3 protein-coding genes and 1 pseudogene are annotated in these 2,564 nt (G+C 45.3%); 2 read left to right on the top strand and 2 right to left on the bottom strand.

Annotated features, from left to right (window positions below):
- Positions 1 to 623: carbohydrate ABC transporter permease (locus F6K20_RS33605; protein WP_287297668.1), on the top strand; the 623-nt coding region annotated here is incomplete at its 5' end.
- 184 nt (positions 624 to 807) lie between these two features.
- Here the strand turns inward: F6K20_RS33605 and F6K20_RS33600 are convergent.
- Complete coding sequence (locus F6K20_RS33600; protein ID WP_287297670.1) at positions 808 to 1,650, bottom strand: TIGR01548 family HAD-type hydrolase; 843 nt, start codon at positions 1,648 to 1,650, stop codon at positions 808 to 810.
- Between the two features lie 174 nt (positions 1,651 to 1,824).
- Between F6K20_RS33600 and F6K20_RS33595 the strand changes: the two genes are divergently transcribed.
- Positions 1,825 to 2,124: a 30S ribosomal protein PSRP-3 gene (locus tag F6K20_RS33595; protein ID WP_008183046.1), complete on the top strand. Its 300-nt coding sequence runs from the start codon at positions 1,825 to 1,827 to the stop codon at positions 2,122 to 2,124.
- Between the two features lie 315 nt (positions 2,125 to 2,439).
- Here F6K20_RS33595 and F6K20_RS40990 read toward each other — a convergent pair.
- Positions 2,440 to 2,564, bottom strand: a pseudogene (locus F6K20_RS40990) (hydantoinase/oxoprolinase family protein); the annotation flags it as partial.

The raw sequence follows: 2,564 nt of genomic DNA, 5'->3' as shown, positions 1-2,564 counted from the left end.
TCTGGTTTTTAAACAGTGTCTTGGTTGGTGTTTGTGTAACAGGGTTGAATATTATATTTAACTCAATGGCAGGTTATGCCTTAGCCAGAGTTAAGTTTCCAGGTAATTCATTATTGTTGGGAATAATCTTGGCAGTTTTGATGATTCCTGGACAAGTCACCCTAATTCCTGGTTATTTAATCTTAAAGTCTTTGGGATGGCTCAATACCTACCAAGGATTGATTGTACCGAGTGCAGTGAATGCCACCTTTATTTTTATGATGCGGCAGTTCTTTATCAATTTTCCTAAGGAACTTGAAGAAGCTGCTGCCTTGGATGGATTAAGTCGCTGGGAAACCTTTTGGCAGGTTGTCCTGCCTTTAGCCAAGCCAGCTTTGGCAGCACAAGCTATCTTTATTTTTATGGGGTCTTGGAATAATTTCTTAATGCCCCTAATGATTACCTCAGATCCAGGAATGTTTACCCTTCCCTTAGGTTTAAATACCTTTAAGGGGCAATACATTAGTTATTGGAACTACATCATGGCAGCCTCAATGGTCTTTACTATACCGGCTTTGGGGATTTACGCCTTCTTCAATCGTTACTTTATCTCTGGGGTAACATTTACTGGCTCTAAAGGATGAGCTGTTGAAACGGTAAAGGGTCAAGTCCCACTACACACACAGAAATAAATACAAAAAGGACAAGGTCAAGACAGGGAAGCTCTTGACCTTGTCCTTTTTGTTTTCGTGAACCTGTGAATTGTTTAACTATTGACTATTGAGCTTTAACCTCAAGGAATCTAAAGCTTCAAGTATTAACTGTCCACTAACCCTGATGTACGATTTTCTCAATCTGTTCAGGAGTCAGCTGCTCAACATTATCAAAAACCACTGTTGCAGCAGCAGCTTTTAGCCTATCTCCATAAGCCTCCCGCTGTTCTGGTATCTGCTGCACATGAGGGGGTAAAATCCCTACCCCAACCCAAACTCGTTCTGGATGAGAGTCTCTGGCTTTTTCAACAGTGTACATGTCAGCAACTGTGTCACCAACGTAGATAACTGGCAATTTCACCTTAACTTGATGCTCCTGTTCTAGCTGTAGAACTACGGCAAACAGTCCTGTCGGGTCAGGCTTACCAGGAGCATCCTCCATCGCAATTAAAACAGGCCGTTCGAGACCGAGTCGTCCTTCTAGGGCATAGTTCGCTTCCTGTCGTGTTGCCCCACTGAAAAACCCCCAAGGAATCCCTGCTGTTGTCAAACTCTCTAAATAACTCGGTTGTAACAATAACGGTTCGTCGCAAATGTATCCAGTCCAATGGTTGGGATCTTTTCCTCGGTAGCGAGAATTGAAAAAATCAACAAGGGCTTCATAGTCGAGAGAAAAATGCGATGCTCTGGAAGAGCCGCTACGCGAACGCGTTTTCCCTTGAGCCTCAAAGTATCGATAAACTAATTCTTGCGATGCATCCCAGTCGTTATTCCATAGCCCTTCTGATTTAAGTTGGTCAATCTCTACCATAGTGGGTCGATAGGCACCACCAGTGTAATGGTCTACTGTATCTGCGATCGCTCTACGGTAAGAACCACTAACGTCACGCACCACGCCGTCAATGTCGAACACCACTATGGCATTCAAGTTAGGAATGAATGTTTCTGAACTAGGCATCATGCACGCTTGGGCTAGGCTCGCCAATATTGCCGATAAACACCAATAGTACCAACAATTTAACCAAAAACCTATCCCTGAATCTTGATCAGGAACAGTCTTATTGCGCTAGAATCATCAATTGTACAATAGATTATAGTTATAGATAACGTGGGATATCTGAGGGAGGCCTGATTGTCAAAATTTCTATTAAAAGTTCTCTGGCTAGATGAGAATGTAGCCCTGGCAGTTGATCAAATTGTCGGCAAAGGCACCAGCCCATTAACTTGTTACTTTTTCTGGCCCCGGAACGATGCCTGGGAACAGCTCAAGGATGAGATGGAAGCCAAACACTGGATTACTGAAGCTGATCGCATTGAAATCCTCAACAAAGCCACTGAAGTGATTAACTACTGGCAAGAGGAAGGTAGGCGTAGACCTATGTCTGAGGCTCAGGCTAAGTTCCCGGAAGTCGCTTTTACTGGTAGTGCTTAATCCAGCCTTGCTGATTAATCTAATGATTGAGGGTAATTGGGAATTGGGAATTGGTAACTGACCAATCATCCGACCATACTTGAGATGATTCCTTAGTTCAACAACGCCCTTAATCCAACGCCCTTAATCAAATTACCTTAATCCAAGTAAAAGACTGACGGTAACCAACTCCAGACGTTCCCCTACCCCCCTGTTTCGGGGGGTGTGGAGAGCGCTGAGCTTATAGGGTTTACATCCCCTCCTTACTTCGTTTATGGGGTTGGAATTTACCGTTGCGTGACTAAACCATGCCACCAGCAGCTTGAAAGCGAGCACGGGTCCGGACTCGACGAGCCGCACCGGGAATGCCGCTGCGGTCTCCACGCTGACGAGACCACCGCCGGAGTGGATCAGGTAGAGCGGGCACGTGGCGCCACGCGCTCGGAGTTCGTCGGCCAGGC

Source organism: Moorena sp. SIO2C4 (genome assembly GCF_010672485.1).
In the GTDB taxonomy this organism is placed as follows: domain Bacteria; phylum Cyanobacteriota; class Cyanobacteriia; order Cyanobacteriales; family Coleofasciculaceae; genus Moorena; species Moorena producens.
Note: the sequence above shows the minus strand (reverse complement) of the source record. Positions and strands in the feature narration are given on the sequence as shown.